Source organism: uncultured Sphingomonas sp. (genome assembly GCF_964244265.1).
GTDB lineage: Bacteria > Pseudomonadota > Alphaproteobacteria > Sphingomonadales > Sphingomonadaceae > Sphingomonas.
The window spans coordinates 1-18,614 of record NZ_CAXTHV010000020.1; the positions used below are offsets into that span (position 1 = coordinate 1).

An 18,614-nucleotide genomic window follows, 5' to 3' on the forward strand; every position below is an offset into this window, starting at 1 on the left:
AATCCACCGTCTCCGGCCCCGTCGTCCGAGCAAGCCGCCCCGCCGGGTCATAGCCGTATTCGGTCACCCGCCCGCCCAGGTCGCGCGACGACAGCACATGGCCGAACAGGTCGCTGCGCTGGAACGAGGTGCGGCCGTTGGACCGGGTCACGGTCACGTCCCACCCCCCTTGCGTCCCCAGCCCGGCATTGGCCGCATCGTGCCACGCATAGCTGGTGGCGGTCTCCTCATAGCCGAACCCCCGCTGCCGGATCACCCGCCCTTGCGCATCATACCAGGTCAGCTCGGCATCCCAATAAGGCAGCTGGTCGGCGTCCAGCATGTGCCGCACCTGCCGCCCCAGCTGGTCATAGTCGTAATGATCGCCATGCCCGCCCGGCCGCGTCACCTCGACCAGGCGGCCCATCGCGTCATAGCGCATCCACGTCCTGCGCCCGATCTCGTCGGTCGACGACCGCAGCTCCCCGAACCGCGTATAACCCTGCCGCTTCACCCCGCCATCGGCATGGAACTCCGCGGTCACCAGCGCCTCGGACCCGCCATAGCCGGTCCCCGCCAGCAATGCCTGCGCGGTCGCATTGCCGTTCGCGTCGCGCGTCCCCACCAGCCGGCCGGACCGGTCGTAATATCTATGCTCGACCGGCGCGGCAAAGCTGGTGACCCCATGCGCGTCGGTCGTCCACACCCCCGGATGCGTCACCTCGACCATGCGGCCCATCGTGTTGTAGCGATAATGGGTCCAGTTGCCGCGCGCGTCGCTCTCGCCGGTCACCTCGCCGAACGCGTTGGTCGTGCGGTGCGTCCACAGGTCCTGGACCCCCTCGCTGTCGGCCAGCTGGCGCCCGGGCAGCCAGGTCGCCACCTGCTGCCCGCGCCGGTCAAGGACCGCGACCGACAGGACGATGCCCGGCACCGGCACGCTGCCCGGCGCCGCGCCCCCCGGCATCATCATCGCCAGCACCGCATCGCGCGACTGCCCGACAAGATCGGCGCCCGCGCTCTCCAGGGTCAGCGTCTCGCGCCCCGCCCCGTCATGAAGGTGGAACCGCCACACCCCGTCGCCGGTGTTCGACTGCGCCAGCTGTCCCGCCGCGTCATAGACGAACCGCTCCTGCCACACCCCGTTCAGCCCACGCCGCGCGACCGCGCCATAGGCGTCATACTCGATCCGCTGGATATCGCCCCCGGCCCACGCCGCGCCGTCGTAAACACCGACCGTCTGCGCGACGATCCGCCCCAGCGCATCGCGCGTGTACAGCGCCCCCTCATACGACCAGTTCCAGTCGGCGTCGCGCCGCCCATAACTCTGCCGCAGCACATTGCCCGCCGCGTCATAGCCATAATCCGTCGCCGCCCCCGCCGCATCCACGCTCCGCGACAGCCGGCCCCCCGCCGCATAGTCGTAGCGCGTGACCCGCTCCTCCCCGCCGCCCTCGGCGCCCTGGCTGGTCCGCACCAGATCGCCCAGCCCGTCATATCCGTAACGCAGCACCGGCACCGCCCAAACGCCGTCGCCATCCACAAACCCCGCCCGCATCTCCGCAACCAACCGACCCGCCACGTCATAGCCATAGGTCGTCACGTCGCCCGTCGCCTCGGTCTTGCTGATCACCTGGCCCAGCGCGTTATAGGCATAATAGATCGCGGACCCATCGTTGTCGCCGATCAGTTCGCCATTCCCGTAGACCCTCCAGGATTCCACATGGTCCCGGTATTCGGCTGTACGCCGGCCCATGAGGTCATAGGCGAAGGTGGTTACCCTGTCCTCCTGATATTGGTAGGCGGGATCGACGGCGCCGCCCAGGCCCCATGATGGCGTGGCGTTGGCCCAGCGATATTCGTACCTGACATTGCCCTCGGCATCATACCCCCAATCGGTCACGAACCCTTCGGCATCCACTTCGCGGGTCGTGCGCCCCAGCCGGTCATGATAAGCATAGGTCGAGCCGCCCGCGCCGTCGGTGGTCCGGAGGACGTTGCCGAGCGCGTCATAGACGTAGCTCGTCGTCACCGTTCCCAGCGCGAGCTGGAAACTCGTGCCGTTCCAGGCGCCGGTGCGGACGTTCTCGACGCCGGTGCTGGTCAGCCGGTCGAGCGCGTCATAGGCGTAATCGGTGACGCGGCTTTCTCCGCCGGGCGCCGCCGGGGGCGTCCCGCCGGGCGTCGCGGGGAGCGCGACCGGGGTCCCCCAGACCGTCATCCTGGTCAGATTGCCGGCCGGATCATAGGCATAGTGCGTCAGCGTGCCGACCGCGTCGACCTGGGCGATCTTCCGGTCGAGCGCATCGTAATAGGAGAAGGTCGCCGCGCCATTGGCATCGACCGACCGGATCAGATTGCCCCGGCGGTCATAGGCATAGGTCTCGGTCGGGACCTGTGCGGTAAAGCTGGCGAAATTGGTCGCGTCGACGACCTGGACCGCGTCGCCGCTTTTCGAAGCGAGACGGCCGACCGCGTCATAGGCATAGGTCGTGGTGCGCTGTTCGGCGAGCCCGGCCGCCTCGATCATCCTGGTGCGATTGCCCCGCGCGTCATAGTCGAAGCGCGTGACGACGCCGCCGGTCAGCGCCGGCGAAGGATCGGTGACAATGTCGGACGGACGACGGCCCTCGGCCATCCCGTAGGTCCGATAATGGTCGAGCGGATTCACCCCGCCCGCCGCGACGTCGGGGTTGGCGGCGAGATAATAGCTCGTGTTGAAGAACGCGTTCGGATTGCGGCCTTCATAATGGCCGTAATTGTTCCAATGCCATTCGAGCCAGCTCGGGTTCCAGAGCATCCCCGACAGATCGGCATAGCTCGTGCCGTAATAGAAGGCGTCGAACTGGGTGGCCGATGCCGCGCGGGCCGGTGCGCCCCCCCATTCGTCGGACGTGCCGATCGGCTGGGTCTGCGCCACCAGCAGCCCGCGCCGGTCGTACACGTTGCGGGTGACCCCGCCGAGCTTGTTCAGCGTCTGGACGATCTGGCCGAAGGCGTCATACCATTGCTGGTCCGCATGACCCCCTGCATCGCGCGTGGTGATGACCCTGCCCAGTCGGTCATAGTAGAAGGTGGTGGTCGCGTCCTTGGCGTCGGGCGTGACGGTCGGCAAGGCATCGGCGCTCGCCGCGACCAATGTCCGCATGGCCCGGCGGGTGACCGAGGAAACCTCTCCGAAAACGGTGTAGTTCGTCTCGGTGACGTAATTCTCGGCATCGCGCACCGCCACGATCCGGCCAAGCTTGTCGTAATAGGACCAGGTCGCGTTGCCGTCGGCATCGACGATGCGAACCTGGTTGCCGAGCGCGTCATAATCGTAGGTCGTCGTGTGGCCCAGCGCGTCGGTGGTCGAGATCAGGCGGCCGGCGCGGTCATGGCCATGGGTCGTGACGTGGCCGTCGGCATCGGTTTCGCCAACGAGGTTGCCCGCCCCGTCATAGGTGAAGCTGGTCAGCGTTTCATAAGCGGTGCCGGCCGCGTCGCGGCGCCCGACGAGCCTGCCGTTGCCGTCATAATCGTAGCGCGTGCGGCTTACGTCCGCCGTGCCGTCGCTGGCGATCGTGTATTGGATGGTGCCGTTGCCGCGATAGACCGTGTCGGTCGTCGACCCGGCGGCGTCGGTCGTCCGCGACACGCGCCCGGCGGCGTCATAGTGGAAGCTGGTCGTCGCCGTCGTGCCGGTCGCCGCCGCCGCGACGTTGGCGATCGTCCAGCTATCGGTGGCAGCGACGGCGACGCTCCACAAGGTGGTCGAGACGAGCTGCCCGCCGGCATCATAGTCGCTGCCGGTGACATAGCCTTCGGCGTCGATCGAGAAGCGCAGCCGGTCCGCCGCGTCATAGAAATAGCGCGTGACCCGGTTGGCGGCGTTGCCCGCCACCCCGCCGCTCCAGCCGTCCATCTCGCCTCGCGTCGGCAGATAGGGGGTCGCGCGCAGATCGGCATAGTCGGTCTTGCGGACAAGGTTGCCGCCCGCATCGTAGCGATAGCCGGTGACGGCCCCCCCGGCGTCGATCGTGTAGGTCAGCCGGCCGGCCGGGTCGTACACCGAGTAACTGGTCCGGTTGGCCGGGTTCGATGCCAGCCCCGCCACTGCCTGGCGGACGCTGTCGACCGTATAGCTTCCGAGCGTCCCGATCATACCCGCATAGTGCGTGACCTGCCGCACATTACCCGTGGCGGTCTCGTTATAGTCGACCACCGGCGTATGATAGATGTAGCCATATTCGGTAACCCCGCCGAGTCCGTCGATCCGGAAGCGGAGGAAGCCCTGGCCGTCATAGACCGAGCGGGTCGCCGCGTCGCTGGCATGCGTCCCGCAGCTTGCGACCAGCTGGGCCAGCGTCCCGGTCGCCCGCAGGGATGCGCCGGCGAGGTTGTGGAAGACCGTCGTCAGGACCGCCCTGCCGCCGGCATCATAGACAATATGCGTCAGATGCCCTTCGCCGTCGAGCGTACCCACCAGCCGACCCAGCCGATCGTAGAATGTCCGCGTGACCTCGTCATTCGCGTCCGCCGCCGGCAATGCCAGGCCGGTCGGCGCGCCCGTCTTCAGCGCGTCGATGACCGAAACCGCGACCTTGCCGACGAACCGCGTCGTCCGGATCAGCCGGTCGCCCGTGTCATAGTCGAAACGCTCCGCCGAGCCGTCGCCGGACAGCGTCTCGATCAGCCTGCCGCCCTGATCATAGACGCTCCACGCATAGATATCGGCCGCGTCACCCGCCGGGCGCAGCGCCGACATGTCCGGGCTTACGCCTGTATCGGCCGCCAACGCCCGTTGCGCGGCATCGAGCCGATTGGCGTAACGGACCGTCGCCACCAGGCGGTCGTCCGCATCGTAGCGATATTCGGTGACCGCCCCGTCCTGGGTGATGTCGGCGACCTTGCGGCTCAGCCTGTCGTACACGACATAGCTGTCGATGCCGTTGCCGTCCGTGCCGCCGCGGACCCGCCCGAGCGCATCGTAGCGATAGGTGATCCCGCCAGTCGCATACGCCCCGGTTTGCATCGTGCTGACGAGTTCGCCGGCCTTGTTGTACGTCGACGTCGTCACGAGTCCGCTCGCCGATGTCACTATCGTGGTGGTCGCAGCATCCTGGAACACGATGCTGGTCGTCGCGCCCGCCGCGTCGGTCGACGCGGTCAGCCGGCCGAGTCCGTCATAGACATACGTCTCGGCAACGCCCGCATAGCCGTTCTGCCCCGACAGGACATGCTGGAGCAATTGTCCCGTCTGGTCGTAGGTGAAATAGTCGTGGGTCGTCCCGTCCAGATAATTGACGTAGCCATAGGCGTCGGAGCCAGCGAAACGGTAGGACTGGACGACCTCCAGTCGCTCGTCATAGTCATAGGCGGTGACCAGATCGCCGGTCTTGTCCGCGCCGGCGGCCCAGCTTTCCATCGTCGCATTGTCGATCGCCGCATCCCAGGCCAGCGCCGACACGTCGACGCGGCTCGTCATATATTGGCGGACCTGATACACACGCCCGGAATAGCCGCGCTGGTTCTCGGTTACGGTGCCGTCCGCCGCAATGGTGAAGCGCAGGCGTTGATATTGATCGTAGGTGTAGCGCGTCGACTGATATTCACCCGCGCTCACCTCGTCGGAGGCGACCCGCGTTTCGACCACGAGCTGGTTGGCGGCATCGTAGCGACGCCACACATCGTCCCCCGCGGGACGGCCGACATGGGTCAGGTTGCCGCGATCGTCGTAATCATAAATGGTGGCGGCGCCCGTACCGTCGGTCGCGCCGACCAGGTCGCCCTTCACATTGTAGGTGAAGCTGGTGGTGATTGCCGACTGCCCGATCGCGGCCGGCGGCAAGGCGATGCCCGTCAGCTGGTTCGCCGCGTCATAGGCAAGGGTCGTCACCTGGCCCAGCGCGTCGGTGACGCTGGTGCTGCCGCTCGCATAGCTGATGCTGGTCTGGCGATAGCTGGTGCCGGTGGTAAATTCGCGCAGCGCCTGGACGCGGCCCTGTCCGTCGTAATCGACCTCCAGCCGGGAGCCGTCGGTTTGCGCGATCGACGCGACGAGGGTGCTGTTTCCCTGATACGTGTATGTCGTGTGATAGACGTTCCCGTCCGCGACCAAATTGTCCGCCGGCGTAAGGTCGACCGTGACCCCGCTCAATCGGTTGAGGCTGTCATATTCGTAACTGGTCCGGACGTTGGTGACCCAGTTACCGGCCGGATCCTTATAGTGCCGCGCCACGGTGGAAAGGTTGTTTCCCGACCAGCCATAGCTAAGTTTCTCGCCATTGGCGGTATAGATATCGGTCAGCTGATTGCCGGTATAGCTATAGTATATTTCGGCCCCATCGGGATCGCTGAGCTGGTCGATCTGGTAATTCGGGCCGTTATAGACCTCGAACGCCTGCGTGTCGCCGTCGTGCCATTTCCACGTATTATAAGCGCTATCGTACGTGATGTGATCGTACGCACCCGTTCCCTCTGTGGATACATAGGACGTGCCGTCCCAGCTGTATGTCGTGACCGAACCGTCGCCGGCCACCCGCTTGATCGAGCTTCCCGCAGTATTCGCGGTTCCCTGCAGGTCATAGACCCGCCGCTGCGTGCTTTGCCGCCAATTGTCGCCATTGTCGTCCGACAGGTCGCCCAGGCTGTTATAGGTCCGGTTGACCACCGCATCCGGGCCGCGCCCGACCAGGAACTCGTCCTGCCGCGCGATCATGAGATTGCCGGTGGCGGCGTTGAGCAGGACCTGCTCGCCAGAGCGGCCGAGCGTCCCCGATCCCAGCAATCCGGCCCGGCCCAGCACGTTGGCCGAGCCCCGCTCCGCGCCGGTTCCCGCTCCGGTGAAAATCGCAACCATGTCCGCCTACCCCCTTACCGGCGGGCACAGGCAATCTCCCGGCGGTGGAGATAAGTCGGTAAAAAACGCGATATGTTTAGAAATTTATTTTCGCCCTGTCCGCCGCGCCTCGTTCATGCATTTCCTGGCGCGGCCGATGGTGCATGCGCCTGTTACTCTCGACTTCACCGGCGCCCGGCCGGTAAGGGCCGGTGGCATGACCGTTCCGACGCCCCCCGCCGCCGCGACGCGCGCGCACCGCTTCACCGCCCATGGCATCACCATCGACGATCCCTATGCCTGGCTGAAGGACGCCAACTATCCGGACGTCGCCGATCCCGACATCCTGGCTTATCTGGAGGCGGAGAACGCCTATTTCGAGGCGGTGATGGCGCCCCGCAAGCCGCTGACCGACCGGCTGTACGAAGAGATGAAGGGCCGCATCAAGGAGGACGACTCCTCGGTCCCGCAGAAGGACGGCGACTGGCTGTACTGGACCGCGTTCGAGACCGGGGGGCAGTATCGCAAATGGTGGCGCAAGCCCGTCGCCGGCGGCCCGGACGAACTGCTGCTCGACGAGCCGGCGCTGGCCGAGGGCAGGGAATATTTCCGGCTCGGCGCCTTTTCGGTATCGAACGGCGGCAAATTGCTGGCCTATGCGATCGACGACAACGGGTCGGAGCGGTTCGAGATCCGGATCAAGGACCTGGCCACCGGCGAGCACCTGCCCGAAATCATCCCCGGCATGCTGTCGGAGATCGTGTGGACCGCCGACGACAGCGGCTTCCTCTATGGTCTCGCCAACGAGCAATGGCGCACCGACAATGCCCGGCTGCACCGCCTGGGGACGCCGATCGACAGCGACGTCGAGCTGTTCAGGGAAGCCGATGAGGGCTTCCGCGTCGGCGTCAGCGAGACCAGCGACCGGCGCTGGATCGTCATCGGCACCGGCGACCATGTGACGAGCGAGGTCTGGCTGGTCCCGGCGACCGATCCGACCGCGCGCCCGCTCTGCGTCGCGCCGCGCCTGGCCGGACGCGAATATGATGTCGAGACGCATGGCGACACGCTCTACATCCACACTAACGATACCGATCCGATGTGGCGGCTGGTCACCGCGCCGCTGTCCGATCCGGGCAATTGGTCGGAGCTGATCGCGCCGTCGACGCACTTCTACATGACCGGCGTCGAATGCTATCGCGACTTCTTCGTGGTCGAGGGCCGCGAGGACGGGCTCGATCAGATCGCGATCCATCGCTATCACCCAACGATCGCGCCCGAGCGGATCGTGTTTCCCGAAGCGACCTATGCCGCGGGTCTGGGGGACAATCCCGAATATGACATGACCGTCCTCCGGCTCGGCTACGAATCGATGGTCACGCCGTGGACGGTCTATGACTATGACGTCGCGACCACCGAAATGACCAAGCTGAAGGTGCAGGAAATCCCCAGCGGGTATGACGCGGGCCGCTATCGCTCCGACCGTCTGCACGTCGCCGTGCGCGACGGAATGCGGGTGCCGGTGTCGATCGTCTACCCCGCCGGTTTCCCCAGGGACGGCAGCCGGCCCCTGTTCCTCTATGCCTATGGCGCCTACGGCCATGCCATCCCGCCGGGTTTCTCGACCGGACGGCTCAGCCTGCTCGATCGCGGCTTCGCCTATGCCATCGCGCATATCCGCGGCGGCGACGATCTGGGCCAGCAATGGTATCATGACGGCAAGCTGGAAAAGCGGACCAATACCTTTACCGATTTCGTCGACGTGGCGAGGGGGTTGATCGCCGACGGCTGGACCAGCGCGGGGCGGATCGCCATTGCGGGGCGGTCGGCGGGCGGCGAGCTGATGGGCGCGGTGGTCAATTCCGATCCCGAATTGTGGGGCGCCGTGATCGCCGACGTGCCATTCGTCGACGTGCTCAACACGATGCTCGACGCCGAGCTGCCGCTGACGCCGGGCGAATGGCCCGAATGGGGCAACCCGATCGAGGACAAAGCGGCGTTCGAGCTGATCCGCAGTTACTCGCCCTACGACAATGTCAGGCCCCAGGCCTATCCGCCGCTGTTCATCTCGGGCGGGCTCAACGACCCGCGCGTGACCTATTGGGAGCCGGCAAAATGGGCGGCGAAGCTGCGCGCGACCAGGACCGACGACAATGTCCTGCTGCTCAAGACCAACATGGGCGCGGGGCATGGCGGCAAGTCGGGCCGCTTCGACAGCCTCTACGAAGGCGCCGAGGAACATGCGTTCGTGCTGTGGCAATTGGGGGTGGAGGATTGACATGATGATCTGGCTGATCGCGCTGGCCGCGGCGGCGCAGCCGCTGAGCGAGGCCGAGCAACTCGGCATGCGGATGGCGCGCGCGGGCGCGCTGGCGACGATGGGGCCCGCGCTGGCCGAACGCGACATCGGCGAGACGATCGCCGACCATCCCGAATGGACCAAGGACGACATCGCCCGATACCGCGTGATCGCGCGCCGCATGGCGTCGGGAAAGATCGACGCGATCGTGCTCGCGCTGGGGCGGGCCTATGCCAAGAGGTTGTCGGTCGCGGACATGCGGGTGCTGGCCGAGGCGGCCGAAAGCCCGGCGGCGGCGCGGCGGCGCGCGATCGAGCCCGTTGCGGTCGCCGAGGCGATGCAATCGATGGACAAGCTGGACATGACGACCGATTCGCTCGCCGCCTTCTGCAAGGAGACGGGCAAGGGGTGTGCGGTAAAGTGAGCCGAGGACGGGCCACCCGCCATCCGCCATCCGCTATCCTCTGAGTCCCGAATGGTCACAACCCGCTCCAGCCGGTTGATCGGCGCGACCGCGTAAGTGCGACGAAAAGGGCAAACGCAATGATGGTCGCGGCAGGCAGCGCCAGTTCGCCGTAGAGCATCACGTCAGTGCCGAACCGATCGTGAACCCAGCCGTCGAAACTGGTCATCGCGGCGATCGTCACGTTGGACAAGGCCGCCATGAGGTTGAAATTGGTCGCCGCCGACTTCCTCCCGATCGCTTCCAGGACGATCGCCGAATAGGCCGCATAGCCGGCCCCGACGACGGCGCCGTAGCACAGGGTGAACACGACGAACGTGGCGGGACTGCGCGGCGCCCACGCCATCGTCATCGCGACCGCGCCGCTCAGCAGCCCGAACAGGCAATAGGCACGCTTGGCATCCAATCGGTCGCAGATATATCCGCCGGCCAGCGCGCCGGATGCCGTTACCATCCCGCCCACCACGCCGTTGATCAGCGCGACCAGATCGGCGTCCGCGCGCCACTCCCCGGCGATCGCCGGCCAGGGGACGCCGCCCGAACAAATGGGCAGCATCATGATGATCAGCGCGAGATAGCCAAGACGCGAGCGCGCCACCGCCCACACGTCGCCGACGACGCCTTTCAGATTGGCGAAATAGGTCGCCGTCACTCGCGTCCGCCGCGCGCGCGGCACGACGAGCACGCCGGCCCAGCACGCGAAGCAGATCGCCGCCAGCACCGCGCCCGATACCCAGGGCTGGGCGACATGCTGGGCCAGTGCCAGCCCGATGCCGCCGCCGACCCCCGATCCGCCGACATTGCCGGCTTGCCCCCAGCCGCTGGCGCGGCCGCGCATGGCGACGGGCAAGCCGTGCGTCATGAAGATCTCGGTCGACATGCTGACCAGCGTCGAGGCGATCGAGGACACAATGACGAGGATCGTGAGCACCGGCACCTCGCGCGCGGTCGCGGGCAGCACGCTCATCAGCAGCAAAACGGCCCCGACGAGAACGGCGCCGAGCCCGTACCACCATTTGGGATTGCCGATCGTGTCGATCAGCGGCGCCCACAGCACCTTCCACGTCTGCGGCCATATCCCGGCGGCGATGATCGTCGTGATCGCGATCGTGCTGAGCCCGGCACGGCCGAGCAGGAAGGCGAGCGTCACCGCGACATATCCGTTCGCGATCCCGAATGGCGCGAACAGGGGCAGGAAGACGACCGGCCAGCGGATCGTGTCCTGGGCGGCTTCGACGCCGTCGATCGTGCCCGGAGCGGCTTCGATATGCGTCGTCACTCGGCGGCGTGCGCGATCGCCGGCAATGGCGCCCCGCTGATCCCCAATTCGTCGGCGAACCAGGCGCAGGTCATGGCCAGCCCGGCGTCGAGCGGAACCTTGGGCGTCCAGCCGAGCAGGCGTTCGGCACGGCCGATATCGGGCCGCCGGCGGCGGGGATCGTCGACCGGCAGCGGCAGGTAGGTCACGCCTGCGCTGGAACCGGTGAGCGACACGACCAGATCGAGCAGCTCGTTCACCGTCAGTTCGACGGGGTTGCCCAGATTGACGGGCTCCATCCCGTCGATCTCGCTTTCCATCAGCCGGATCAGCCCGTCGACCAGGTCGGCGACGTAGCAGAAGCTGCGCGTCTGGCTGCCGTCGCCATGGATCGTGATGTCGCGGCCGCTCAGTGCCTGGCAGATCAGGTTGGAGACGACGCGGCCGTCGTCGGGATGCATGTGCGGGCCATAGGTGTTGAAGATCCGCGCGACCCGCACGTCGGCGCGCCCCATGCGCGCGAAGTCGAACGTCATCGCCTCCGCGGCGCGTTTTCCTTCGTCATAGCAGGCGCGCGGGCCGGTGCAGTTGACCCAGCCGCGATAATCCTCCCGCTGCGGGTGACATTCCGGGTCGCCATAGACCTCGCTTGTCGAGGTGAGCAGGAACCGCGCGCCCGCGGCCTCGGCGAAGCGCAGCAAATGCGCGGTGCCGACGACGTTTGTCAGCATCGTGTGCTCGGGATCTATCTGATAGGCAGGCGGAGAAGCCGCGCACGCCAGATTGTAGACCCGGCCGAAGCGCGCGGCGCGGCCGGTAATCGCATCGGGCAGCGGACGTGTCACATCGCCCTCGATGAACTCGAAACCCGGGCGATCGAGCAGCGCCTGAAGATTCGAGCGGCGCGCGGTCTGAAGACTGTCCAGGCACACGATGCGGTCGCCGCGATCGAGCAGCGCCGCGCACAGATGCGAGCCGATAAAGCCGGCGCCGCCGGCGACGAGGACCAGATCGGCGCCGGCGTCGTGCATCACGTACGTCTCCTCAGGCAAGATAGGTTTCCAGCTCCGCTGCGCGATGGGCGGCGGTGTGGCGGGCGAGCACGCGCGCGCGCGCCGCGCTGCCCAGCGCCGCCGAATCCTGCCCGAGCGCTTGCAGGACGTCCTCGGCGGTTTCGGCGATGATGATCTCCCGCCCCGGCTCGAACAGCTCGTCGAGCCCCGCCCACGCATCCGACAGGATCGGCGTACCGCAGGCCGCTGCCTCGAACAGACGAACCGAGGGCGACCAGCCGGCCGCGATCATGTCGGCGCGGGTGACGTTGAGGGTGAAGCGCGAAGCCGAATAGAAGGCGGCGTGGTCGGCCGGCGGGCAATGGTCAATCCGCTCGACATTGTCGGGCCAGTCGATGTCGGCGGGATATTGCGGCCCGGCCACCACGAAGCGCAGGTCCGGCGCGTGGCGGGCAGGCGCGATCAACAGCCGTTCAAGCGCCGGCTGGCGATCGGGGCTGTAGGTGCCGAGATAGGACAGGTCCCAGCGCTTGGGCACGTCGATCGGCCGATACGTGTCGGCATCGGCGGAACAGAACAGCGCGCGCGCCGCCGGAGAACCGAACTCGCGCTCGATCCGCGCCAGCGTCGGGCCGCCGGTAAAGGACAGATAGAGGTCGTAACCGGGGATGATCCCGGGCGAGATATAATCGAAGTCCTGCCGCACGAGCTTGGCGAGGGTAACGGGCGTGTCTATGTCGTAAAAGGCGACCAGGCCGCCCGCATGCGCCTGGACGAAGCGGCCGACGCTGACGCCCTCGGGCACGTAGGAACCGACGATCACCGCGTCGGCGGCGGCTATTTCGTCCTGCCAGCACTCCAGCCCGGCGAGATCGGGGTAATATTCCAGCCGGCAGAAACCGGGATCGGCGAGATCGCGGTGCTCGGCGTACCACGGCGCCTCGCGTTCCAGGAACAGCACGTCATGCCCCCGCGCGGCGAACGCGCCGAGCAGCGCGCGATAGGTGGTGGCATGGCCGTTTCCCCAGGAGGAGGACAGGCTGAGACCCAGGACGACCAGCTTCATGCCGCCTCCAGCGCGCGGGCGCGATGCGCCTTCAGCAGCGCGTCGAGCTGCACCGCGCGCTGCGCATAGGTATGCTCCGCGAGCACGCGGGCCCGCGCCGCCGCGCCGATCTCTCGCGCGCGTTCCTGGGTCAGCGCCGATAGGTGCGCCGCGACATCCTGTCCGTCGCGCGCCACCAGCACCTCGACATCGGGTTCGAGGAATTGTTCGATCCCGTCCCATGCGTCGGTGATCAGGCATGCGGCCGCGCCCGCCGCCTCGAACACGCGGGTCGCCGGAGAAAAGCCGATATGCGCCATCGAATCGCGCGCGACGTTCAGCACCGCGCGCGGCGTGCAGTTGAAGGCATTGTGCTCGGCGGTGTAGACGTGCCCACGGTGCCGGACATTGTCGGGCATGTCCCTGGTCTCCCAGCCATTGCCGCCGATCAGGAAGCTGTTGCCGGCAAGCGCGGCGGCCGGCTTCAGGAAGAATTCCTCGACCCGCGCCTCGCGATCCGGCAGCCGGTTGCCGAGGAAGGCGAGATCGGCAGCGAAGCGGGGATCGGCCGGCACGGGATAGTGCATCGCGGGATCGAGCGCATTGTACGCCGGCACGCAGGCCGCCGCGCCAAAGCCGGTATAGGCGTCGATCACCGGGGGGCCGCCGCCATAGGTCAGCACCAGATCGAGTTCGGGCAGCGCGCGCAGCACCGGATGGTCGGGATCGCCGCGCATCTCGTCGAGCGTCGCGGCGGCATCGACATCCCAGAATATCTTCAGCGCATCGCGCCGCGCGTCGCGAAGGACGCCTTCCAGGAGCTCGCGGTCGAACACCCCGACCCCGTTCGCCTTGACGACGATGTCCGCCTGCGCCGCCTCCGCGAGTACCATGCGCACCGCCTCCGGCGTGGCGGGATAGACCACCGAGCGCGCCCAGTCGGGGGGATCGATGTCGCGGTGCTGCTGCCGGTCGAAGGCGTCGGGTTCGTAGAAGGTGATGGCATAGCCACGGTCGGCCAGCGCCTTCAGCATGCCGCGATAATAGGTCGCGGCGCCGTTCCAATAGGAGGAGAGCAGGCTCGATCCGTAGAAGGCGATCTTCATGCGGCCCTCCGCGACGGCGCCTGGCTCAACGCGGCCACGATTGCCAGCAGTTCATCGACGCGGTGCGCGCAAGTATGGCGGGCGCGGATCGTCTCCAGCCCGTGATCGATCAGCGATTGGCGCAGCCCGGCGTCGTCGCGGATGGCGGCAAGGTGCCGGGTCATCTCCGCGCCGTCGCGGGCGATCAGATAATCGGTGCCGGGCCGGAACAGATGCTCCGCATCGTCCCATGGCGCGGATACAAGCGGGATGCCGCAGGCAAGCGCCTCGAACACCCGGATCGTGGGGATGCCGGGCAGGATCGTCGCATAGTAACGGCGCGGGACATGGACGGTGGCGAGGTGGTCGGCAAAGACGGTCGGCGCCTGCGCATTGGCGAGCCAGCCGTGATAGCGTGCGCCATGGGCCGCCAGCATCGCCTTCGCGCCCGGCGGATAGCGTACCCCATAGATGTCGAGCGACAGCCCGGCATGGACCACGGGCGCGAGCAGGAATCGCTCGATCTCGGCGGTGCGCTCGTCGTCGCCCCAATTGCCGATCCAGACGATCCCGGTGCGCGGGCCATCCCCCCCGAGCGGGCGGAAACGGCGGGTATCGGCGGCCTCGTGCCAGGTCCACACGCGGCCGCCCCATCCCCAGCCGCGATACACCTCGGCCAGCGCCGCGCCGAACGCCAGCACGCCGTCATAGCCCGACAGGTCATAGGCCTGCATTGCCTGGGCCTCGCTCACCGCGCGATGATGGGTGTCGTGGAACAGCAGGCGGAAAGACGCGCCCCGCGCGCGCAGTCGGCCGAGGTCGGCGACCAGCCTGGGCGCGTTCCATTCATGGACGATGACGAGGTCGGCCCCGTCGACCATCTCGGCGAGATCGGCGTCCTCGGGATAACAGGCCGAGCCGAGTTCGGGATAGGCGGCATTGTACGGTGCCAGCGCCTCCGGCCCGTGATCCGCCAGGAGGTTGGCCAGGCTCCAGGCATTTTCGGGAGAGAAGACGCGGATATCGTGACCCCGCGCGATCAGTTCGCTCAGTACGCCGCGCACGAAATGCGCATTGCCGTGGTTCCAGCAGGACGCGAGCGAATGCGTGAAATAGACGATCCTCATGCCGCCGCCCTCACCGCACCGGTCGGCAGCGCCGAGGCGTAGACGCGCAGCATCGCGTCGGCGGTCCGCTCCGGCGTGTAGCGCGCGGCGCGGCGGCGAGCGGCCTCGCCCAGCCGCGTCCGCAGGGCCGTATCGCCGATCAGCGTCTCGATCGCCTCGGTATAGCCGGCCTCGTCATTGGCGGGCACGAACGTCGCCACGCCGTCCCATAGTTCACGGAACGTGGCGATATCGGAAAGCACGAGCGCGCATCCTGCCGCAGCCGCCTCGAGCACCGCGAGACCGAACGGCTCGAACGTCGCGGCGGACACGAATACCGGCCGCGCCGCCAGCTGCCGCGCCAGATCGGGCGAGGGGATCTCGCCCAGCAGGTCCAGGTGTTCCAGCGTCGCGGTTTCGCCATGCGGACCGCGGATCGCGCCCGCGGCCCGGAACGGCACCGCCAGCCCAGCGGCCACGCGATCCAGCAGGGCCGCGTTCTTCACGGGGTCCCACAGACGACCGACCGTCATCACATCATCGGCGAGCGGGCCGAGGGCATCGCGCGGGCCCGGCGTACGGCCGTTATGGACGACCCGGGGGATCGCCGGCAGGGCGTAATGACGGGCGACCGTGGCGGCATAGGCCGCGCTCGGCGCCACCACGCGCGCGGCCGCGGCCAGTCCGTCGGCCATCGCCCGCTTGTGCCAGTGATATTGCGGGGCAAGGGGAAGCGACCGCGCGGCCTGCCACCAGGTGCCGACACAGCCGTGCGTGACCGCCACCACCGGAACCGCGAAGCGGACACCGGCCGCCAGCGTCGGCATGTTGAGCTGGACAAGATCGACGCCCTCGGCGCGCGCCAGATCGGCGATCGCCTGTCCCGCCGCACGGATCGGCGCCGGCCCGTCGCTCAGCCAGTCCAGCGGCAGGCCCGTCTCGATCAGGGTGATGCCCGTGGTCGCCAGCGCCTCGTCGCGCTGCGCGGCGGTCGGCGCGGGGCCGAGGACGGCCAGCATCGTGTCCACGCCCGACCGTCGCAGCGACGCGGCCAGCTCGAGCGAATAGTGCCAGACGCCGCCAACCGCGTCCGTCGTCATCAGCAGGCGCGTCACCACGTCGCCGCCTGCCGGCGCTGCGGCGGGTCGGTCGCCGGTGCATCGATCCGCAGCCCGCGCTCGCCGGCAAGCCACGCCGCCAGCTTGGCGACACCCTCGCGCCATGCCATTTTCGGACCAAGCCCCAGCGCTGCCTCCGCTGCCCGGGTATCGGCGACGAAATAGCGCTGATCGCCCGCGCGCCAGTCGGCGAACGACACGTCCACCGAATGCCCGATCAGCCGCCCGATATGGTCCAGCAACATGCGCAGGCTGACGGCGTTGGCCGGACCGCCGCCCAGGTTGAACGCACGTCCCTTGATGCGGTCGATCCGCCGCCACGCCTCCAGATAGGCACCGACCGCATCGGACACGTCAAGTATATCGCGCACCTGATGCCCGTCGCCGTACAGCGTGATCGGCTTGCCTTCGAGCGCCCGGATCAGGAAATGCGCTACCCAGCCCTGGTCTTCGGTGCCCATCTGGCGCTGGCCATAGATACAACTCATCCGCAACACGGCGGCCGGCACGCCGAAGCTGCGCGCGTAATCCAGCACATATTGGTCCGCCGCTCCCTTGGAGCAGCCATAGGGCGTATGGAAATTAAGCGGATGATGCTCGCCGATCCCGAACCGTCGTACGTCGCCGTCTAGCGGCATGTATCCCTCGTCGGTCGCGCCGAAATCGAGATCGGCGAGATCGCCATAGACCTTGTTGGTCGAGGCAAAGACCAGAGGCACGTCGCCCTTGGTCCGCAACGCCTCCAGCAGGTTGAAGGTGCCGAGGATGTTTATCTCCAGATCGTCGCGCGGATCGTCCAGGCTGGTGGTGACGGCGACCTGCGCCGCCATGTGGAACACCGCCTGCGATTCATTCACTGCGCGCCGCAGTTCGCCCGCGTTGCGGATATCCGCCTTGACCGGATGGATCGCGCCGGGATGCCGGTCCTGCAGCCATGCCAGGTTGCGCTCGGTGCCGGGGCGCGCCAGCGAATCATAGATCACCACGCCATGACCTTCGCCCGCCAGCCGATCGGCGATGTTCGAGCCGATGAAGCCCGCGCCGCCAGTGACCAGGAAAGGGCGGCCGGGATCGCCGCTCATGCGACCAGCCCGCGCGCTTCCAGCTCGGCACGCGCTTCGCCTACCCGATCCTGCGCGGTCTGTTGCTGCACCCACGCGGCAAGCTCCGCCAGACCCTCGACGAAATCCTGGCGGGCGGTAAAGCCCAGCCGGTCGGCTGCCAGCCCGGTGTCGCAGAAGCAGTGGCGGATGTCGCCGGTCCGCGTCTTGCCGACGATGTCGGGGGCGAGGTCGTTCTTGCCCATCGCCTGCGCCAGTGCCTCGGCGACCTGGGTCACCGACCGGTCGTTGCCGGAGCCGATGTTGAATGTGCCGCCGGCCGCCTGGGGCAGCACCAGCGCGTCGGCAAACGCCCGCGCGACATCGGTGACGTGGACGAAATCGCGCCGCTGTTCGCCATCCTCGAAGATCATCGGCTGCTGCCCGTTGAGCAGCCGCGACGCAAAGATCGCCAGCACGCCGGTATAGGGGTTCGACAGCGCCTGGCCGGGGCCATAGACGTTGAACAGTCGCAGGCATACGCCCTCGATTCCATAGGGCGCGCACATGATATGCGTGGTGCGTTCCTGCACATATTTGTTCAGGGCGTAGATCGACGCGAGGTTCGGCCGCTTCCATTCGGGCGTGGCGACCGGCGTCAGCGGACGGCCCTGCCGGTCGAGCGGTTCCCACACCTGCTGCCCGTCGCGTACCGATCCGCGCTCGGCATCCTCCACCAGCACGCCGTCGGCATCGCGATAGAGACCTTCGCCATAGATCGACATGGACGAGGCGGTGACCACGCGGCGCACCGGATTGTCGATCAGCCGCTCGAACAGGACCGCGGTGCCGACGTCATTGACCGAGGTGTAGCGCTCGACCTCGTACATAGACTGGCCGACGCCGACTTCCGAGGCCAGATGGACCACGCTGTCGGCACCCTTCAGGGCCTTGGCGACCGCATCGCCATCGCGGATGTCGGCGCGAATGAACTCGACCTCATCGGGAAGCGCGGAGGGCCGATCGATATTGTCGAGACCCTGCGGGCCGTGAACCTGGGGGATGAGCGCGTCGAGCACGCGAACGGCGTTGCCGCGGCGGAACAATTCCGCGCAGACGAACCGGCCGATAAAGCCCGCCCCGCCGGTAACGAGAACCGTCTCGCTCATGATTTTACCGCGACCGTCAGAATTGCGCCGCCGAGCGCTCGACGGTAAGTGAAACGTTCGATATTTACCTGATCCAGATCAATGACATGCATCGTCATTCCCCCGCACGCCGCATCGGGCGGTCGCGCAGTAAAGCACAATGCTTCTTCATCTTCTAGGTTCCTTGGGTTTTATTACATCTTTGCTGCTTCTATGTGGAACCTCCCGGGCAGCCATAGG

Annotated in this window: 11 protein-coding genes; 2 read left to right on the forward strand and 9 right to left on the reverse strand. The window is 67.2% G+C overall.

Going from position 1 to position 18,614, the window contains the following annotated elements; genetic code table 11:
• A partial coding sequence (locus ACFE7K_RS09685) for a hypothetical protein (protein WP_375397984.1) occupies window positions 1-6,820 on the reverse strand: 6,820 nt, incomplete at its 3' end.
• Window positions 6,821-7,016: 196 nt separating this feature from the next.
• Here ACFE7K_RS09685 and ACFE7K_RS09690 point away from each other — a divergent pair.
• Together ACFE7K_RS09690 and ACFE7K_RS09695 are read left to right on the forward strand one after the other, a co-directional pair.
• Window positions 7,017-9,077, forward strand: coding sequence for a S9 family peptidase (locus ACFE7K_RS09690; protein ID WP_375397985.1), 2,061 nt, complete (start codon window positions 7,017-7,019; stop codon window positions 9,075-9,077).
• 1 nt (window position 9,078) lies between these two features.
• Window positions 9,079-9,522 carry a hypothetical protein gene (locus ACFE7K_RS09695; RefSeq protein ID WP_375397986.1) on the forward strand — a complete coding sequence of 148 codons (444 nt, stop codon included), beginning with the start codon at window positions 9,079-9,081 and terminating at the stop codon, window positions 9,520-9,522.
• A gap of 55 nt (window positions 9,523-9,577) precedes the next feature.
• Here the strand turns inward: ACFE7K_RS09695 and ACFE7K_RS09700 are convergent, their stop codons facing one another.
• Genes ACFE7K_RS09700 through ACFE7K_RS09735 form a run of 8 tightly spaced genes read right to left on the reverse strand, consistent with a single transcriptional unit; the run spans window position 9,578 to window position 18,395 of the window.
• Window positions 9,578-10,840, reverse strand: coding sequence for a hypothetical protein (locus ACFE7K_RS09700; RefSeq protein WP_375397987.1), 1,263 nt, complete (start codon window positions 10,838-10,840; stop codon window positions 9,578-9,580).
• Complete coding sequence (locus tag ACFE7K_RS09705) at window positions 10,837-11,850, reverse strand: UDP-glucuronic acid decarboxylase family protein (protein ID WP_375398031.1); 1,014 nt, start codon at window positions 11,848-11,850, stop codon at window positions 10,837-10,839. The genes ACFE7K_RS09700 and ACFE7K_RS09705 overlap by 4 nt, the downstream gene beginning before the upstream one ends.
• 13 nt (window positions 11,851-11,863) lie before the next feature.
• Window positions 11,864-12,898, reverse strand: coding sequence for a glycosyltransferase (locus ACFE7K_RS09710; RefSeq protein ID WP_375397988.1), 1,035 nt, complete (start codon window positions 12,896-12,898; stop codon window positions 11,864-11,866).
• Window positions 12,895-13,983, reverse strand: a complete 1,089-nt coding sequence (locus tag ACFE7K_RS09715) for a glycosyltransferase (protein WP_375397989.1) — start codon at window positions 13,981-13,983, stop codon at window positions 12,895-12,897. The genes ACFE7K_RS09710 and ACFE7K_RS09715 overlap by 4 nt, the downstream gene beginning before the upstream one ends.
• A complete protein-coding gene (locus ACFE7K_RS09720; protein WP_375397990.1) occupies window positions 13,980-15,089 on the reverse strand; it encodes a glycosyltransferase in 1,110 nt (369 codons plus the stop codon). The genes ACFE7K_RS09715 and ACFE7K_RS09720 overlap by 4 nt, the downstream gene beginning before the upstream one ends.
• Window positions 15,086-16,186, reverse strand: coding sequence for a glycosyltransferase family 4 protein (locus ACFE7K_RS09725; protein ID WP_375397991.1), 1,101 nt, complete (start codon window positions 16,184-16,186; stop codon window positions 15,086-15,088). The genes ACFE7K_RS09720 and ACFE7K_RS09725 overlap by 4 nt, the downstream gene beginning before the upstream one ends.
• Window positions 16,180-17,268, reverse strand: a complete 1,089-nt coding sequence (locus tag ACFE7K_RS09730; protein ID WP_375397992.1) for an NAD-dependent epimerase/dehydratase family protein — start codon at window positions 17,266-17,268, stop codon at window positions 16,180-16,182. Before ACFE7K_RS09730 ends, ACFE7K_RS09725 begins: the two co-directional genes overlap by 7 nt.
• Window positions 17,265-18,395: an NAD-dependent epimerase/dehydratase family protein gene (locus ACFE7K_RS09735; RefSeq protein ID WP_375397993.1), complete on the reverse strand. Its 1,131-nt coding sequence runs from the start codon at window positions 18,393-18,395 to the stop codon at window positions 17,265-17,267. The genes ACFE7K_RS09730 and ACFE7K_RS09735 overlap by 4 nt, the downstream gene beginning before the upstream one ends.
• Window positions 18,396-18,614 lie beyond the last annotated feature (219 nt).